This window comes from Mycobacterium sp. MAC_080597_8934, assembly GCF_000523975.1.
GTDB classification, from domain to species: domain Bacteria; phylum Actinomycetota; class Actinomycetes; order Mycobacteriales; family Mycobacteriaceae; genus Mycobacterium; species Mycobacterium avium.
This window is the reverse complement of sequence record NZ_JAOS01000053.1, coordinates 1-4,675: the sequence shown is the minus strand read 5'-3', so window position 1 is coordinate 4,675 and position 4,675 is coordinate 1. Positions and strand designations below refer to the sequence as shown.

4 protein-coding genes are annotated in these 4,675 nt (G+C 66.5%); all 4 read right to left on the bottom strand.

Annotation, left to right across the window (positions count from 1 at the left end):
* A partial coding sequence (locus tag NF20_RS23830; protein ID WP_033717535.1) for a R2-like ligand-binding oxidase occupies window positions 1-746 on the bottom strand: 746 nt, incomplete at its 3' end.
* Window positions 743-1,426 carry a TetR/AcrR family transcriptional regulator gene (locus NF20_RS23825; protein WP_009979647.1) on the bottom strand — a complete coding sequence of 228 codons (684 nt, stop codon included), beginning with the start codon at window positions 1,424-1,426 and terminating at the stop codon, window positions 743-745. The genes NF20_RS23825 and NF20_RS23830, both read right to left, overlap by 4 nt.
* 236 nt (window positions 1,427-1,662) lie before the next feature.
* Window positions 1,663-3,372, bottom strand: coding sequence for an acyl-CoA dehydrogenase family protein (locus NF20_RS23820; RefSeq protein ID WP_023895718.1), 1,710 nt, complete (start codon window positions 3,370-3,372; stop codon window positions 1,663-1,665).
* Between the two features lie 41 nt (window positions 3,373-3,413).
* Window positions 3,414-4,675, bottom strand: a 1,262-nt coding sequence (locus NF20_RS23815; protein WP_033717533.1) for an IS1634 family transposase, incomplete at its 5' end; no start/stop codon positions are given.

Here is a 4,675-nt window from a genome sequence, read left to right as displayed (position 1 = left end):
TAGAGCGCGAAGCCCTCTTCGATCAGGCGCAGCCCGAGCGGCATCAGTTCGTTCATCCGGGTTTCGAAGACACCCCAGTTGGCGTCGTCGGCGGCGACGTGCCGGCGGCAGGTGAAGGTGCCCCACGCCATGTGCCGGCGCTCGTCGTCGCCGATGCGCCGCACCAGTTCCTGCATGCCGGGCAGGATGCCGCGTTCCACGCAGATCTTGTGCCAGCCGAAGTATCCGGTCAGCGCCAGCATGCCTTCGACCATGTGGTTGTAGGTCACCGACGCCCGGACCTGGGCGGCCGGCGACGGATCGATCGTCAGCGCGTTCAGGCAGTCCGGCAGCTCCTCGTAGAAGATCGTCCGGTAGCTGGGGACGTCGTCGAGGAAGTGGTGCAGATCGTCGGTGACACCGACGGCGTCCAGCCACATCCGGAACACCTGGACGTGCTTGGCCTCCTCGAAGGCGAACTGGGTCAAATACATCTCGTCGCCGAGCCGGCCTTCGGCCCGCATCGCGGCCATGAACGGCTGGATGTCCTGGGTCACCGATTCCTCACCGGCGATGAACTCGGCGCACAGCCGGGTGGCGTAGCTGCGTTCGTCGTCGGTGAGCCGTTCCCAGTCGGCCCGGTCGCGGGAGAAGTCGATGTCGGCAGGATTCCAGAATTTCGCGTTGCCGCCCGCAAAAAGCTTGAGCGGCAAGCTGTCCCAGTTGAGACCGCCCTGCACCATCGAGGCGCTTCGGGTTCGGTTCATGTGACCTCCTCGGATCGTGGGGTGGCAAAGTGGGCCGGCGCGGGCGAGAACGCGGCGGCCAGCACCGCGACCAGCCGGCGCACCGCGAGCGCGGGCTGCTCGGGGGTGGGCTCGTCGAGCCCGAGCACCGGATCCAGTCCGCGCATGTAGGGGGCCAGCGCCAGGTGCGGGAAGATCAGCAACAGCAACGACAACAGCGCGTCGGTGTCCGAGTCGGCGCGCAGGTCGCCGCGCAGCCGGGCGTCGCGCACCAGCGGCCGCAGCACCTCCAGGTAGTGGCGGTGGATGACGTTCTGCACGCTGATCCGGGCCTCGGTGTCGACTTCCAGCGTGGCCGCGGCGTGCAGCGCCCGCTCGTGCGGGTGGTCGGCGAAGTAGGCCACCCACCCGTCGAGCAGGTCGGTGAGGAATTCGAAGAACGGCCGGGTCGGGTCGAGCTCGCGGATCAGCTGCTCGATGTAGCCGCGGACCCGCTGGCTGCCGATGTCGGCGATGAACGCATACAGGTCGCGCTTGTCGGCGAAGTACTGGAACAGGCTGCCCTTGGCCACGCCGGCCTTGCGGGCGATGACGTTCAGGCTGCCGCGGGAGAATCCGTGCGCGCCGAATTCCGACTCCGCGGCCTCGATGATCGCCGCGCGTCGAGCCGGGTCGACGCGCGCCCAAGTGACCGTGGGCAATGCCGCCTCCTATCCGAATGACCACTGGTCATCCTACTGTGAGCAAGCTCACAGTCAAGGGGGGGTGTGGCGCCGAGCGTCTTGCCGCCCGGCCCTGCGCGCGCCGAGCGTCACGCTGGCGTGACGCCAGAGCCCGACGGTCACGCTGGCGTGACGCTCGCCGAGGGGCAGGCGCTCGCTGAGAGAGGCGCTCGCCGAGAGAGGCGCTCGCCGAGGGGTAGGCGCTCGCCAACAGGCTAGGGCCGCATCTGGTAGGCCCCGCTGAGCGGCAGCACCTGCTCCTTCCAGATCTGGTCGTAGCGCGCCGGGTCGTGCACGGGGCGGCGGATCATCCGCATCGCGAAACGGGCCTGCTGCTCCGTCGTCGCGGGCTTGTCGCTCAACTCGACGGCGTAGGTGTTGAAGTCGCGGACCAGCACGCCGAAGATCTCGTCGATCAGCGCGTCGTCGACGCCGGACAGCGTCGCCTCCTCCAGAATCAGCTGGGCGTAGGGCACGGTGGCGAACAACTGCCCGACGGCGAAGGCGAAGTCGATGTCCTTCTGCTGCAACGCATCCGGGGTGGCGCTGGCCAGCATCTCGGCCAGCACGTCGATCTGGGCGCGCAGCAGTGCGACGTTGGGCAGGTGCGCGAAGCCGTTGAACGGTGCCCGCCAATCGCCGAACCGCACCTTGCCCAGCCCACCCGTCGGCCCCTGCGCGAACAGGAACTCGTCGTCGGCCGCGTCGTCGCGGCGGCCGATCACCGGCAGCTCGCCACTGGGGGCGAACAGGTAGTTGGGCATGAACTTGCCCAGCAGCCCGATGTTGATGTGGACGGTGCCCTCCAGCCGGGGCAGCAGGCCGATCTCGCGGGTCATCGCCTCGAAGATGGTGTCCTTCTCCACGCCCTTGGCGGCGATGACGTCCCACAGCGCGGTGATGACCCGCTCGCCCTCGCCGGTGATCTTCGCCTTGGTGAGCGGGCTGTACAGCAGGTAGCGGCGGTCGGTGGCCGAGGCGCTGCGCATGTAGTCGCAGGCCCGGGTGGCGACCAGCCGCATCGCCACCAGCCGGGCGTAGGCGTCGATGAGCAGGCGGCGCACATGGCTGAAGTCGGTGACGACGGTGCCGTAGAGGATGCGGTTGGACGCGTGCGTGACGGCCTCGTACATGGCGTGCGTGCACATCCCGACCGCGCCCCAGCCCAGGTTGTATTTGCAGACGTTGACGGTGTTCAGCGCGGCGTGGAAGGCCTCGGGGCCGCGGTGCAGGATGTCGGCCTCGGTCACCGGGTAGTCGCTCAGCGCGAAGTTGCCGACGTAGTTCTGCGAATTCACCACGTTCTTGATCAGCCGGTACCGCTCGTGGCGGGAGTCGGCGGCGAAGAACACGTACTCGGAATCCGTTGTGCCGCCGGCGAATTTGCCGAAGGTGGACACCATCCGGGCCACGTTGGCGTTGCCGATGTAGTACTTCTGACCGGCGGCGGTCCAGCCCCCGCCCGGTGCCGGGGTGAGGTTCATGTCGGTCTGGTAGACGTCCGCGCCGTGCGTCTGCTCGGACAACCCGAACGCGAACACCTCGCCGGCCTCGAGCAACCCGGCCGCCTTGCGCTTGGCCTGGTCGTTGTCGCTCATCCAGATCGGCCCCAGCCCCAGGGCGGTGACCTGGAACGGGTACCAGTAGTTCAGCCCGTAGAAGCCGAGGATCTCGGCGAACCCGCTGATCCGGTAGGTGTCCCAGCGGCAATCGGGCGCCCCGTAGCGCGTCGGCGTCAGCAGCGAGGCGAAGATGCGCTCGCGGCCGATGTGCTCCAAAAAGTCGGAGTACCAGACTCTTTCGTGGTCGTCGGACTTCAACCGGGCCTTGCCCCGGGACTCGAAGAAGTCGACCGTCGCGGCCATGATCTCCGCCGAGCGGCGATCCGGGTAGCGGCGTTGCAGATGGTTGGGATTGAGCAACATGGGCGGGCTCCCGGCGGGTACTGGACCCGACTTTTATCAGGCTAGTGCGCACGTAGGCTGTGGATGTTTGCGAGGATTTCGGCGAGGTCGGGTGGTGGCGGTTCAGCAGCGGTCAGGGTGTGCTTGCCGGCTTGGATAGTGACGGTACGGTAGCGGCGTGCGGTGCGAACGAATTTCTTAATGCTCCAACCGGTTTGGTGCTCGATCCAGTGCGATACCGCCATCGCGGCGAAGACAACGCTGAGGTGGGCTTCGATGGAGTCGCGGGTGCGGTGATAGATCGGGCGGGCTTGCAGGTCGTGCTTGGACATCCGGAACGCCTTTTCAATGCGCCACAACTGGTGATACGCCTCGATGACGAAAGTGGCCGGTTGGCTCACCAGGTTGGTGGTGTATCCCTTCCACCCGGCCAACGCCCGGGCCTTGGCCTCCAGTGTGCGATTCACGCTCTTGGTAGCCCCGGTGAGCTGGATGTAGCGGTTACGTTTGACCGGGGCATGCCCGTCAACAGCACGTTCGGCCTTGGCCACCTGCTCATCGATCCCCCGCAGCGTGCGCCGGGCCCGGTCATGGCGGTACTGGTAGTGGATGATCCGGTCCGGGATGCCGCGGGTTTTCTCGCCGCTGGTTGATGGCCAGGGCTGGGTGAGCACCAGGCCGTCGGGGATCGCCTCATCGGAGTGCTTGTCGCGCCACTCGCGCACCACATCAGGTAAAAACGGAATCCTCGCGCCGAGAATGTAGGACAGCCCTGCCGCGTGCAGGGCGACCTGGTTGGCTTCCGAGATCATCCCGGCATCAGCGACGACCGTGACGTCGGTGAGTTGGTGAGCGGCCTTGAACGCGTTGATCACCGGCAGCATGGTCGCGGTCTCTGCCTTATTGCCCTCAAAGGCCGCCACCGTCAACGGGAACCCGCCAGCATCGGTCAACAACCCCAGGGTGATCTGCGGGTCCAACCGTCTTTCCTTGGAGAATCCGGGCTCCCGGAACCCATCACCAGCATCGGTCTCGAAGTGCAGCGTCGACACGTCATAGAGCACCAGACTGGCCGGACCCAATTGCGCGTGGGCAGCGCATGCGGTCGAAAGCGCTTGCCGGAAAGCGGGTTTGGCGAACACCGGCAGACGGCGGTTCAGCGTCGGATACGACACCGGGACGACCCCAGTCTCCTCGACGACCCGAAGTGAATCGGCCTTGCTGGTCGGTTCGATGATCCGGGCCAACACCAACTGACGAAACGCCTCATCCCCATCGGCGACGTTGGCGAACCCGACCTTGTCATAAGCAGCGCACAATGCTT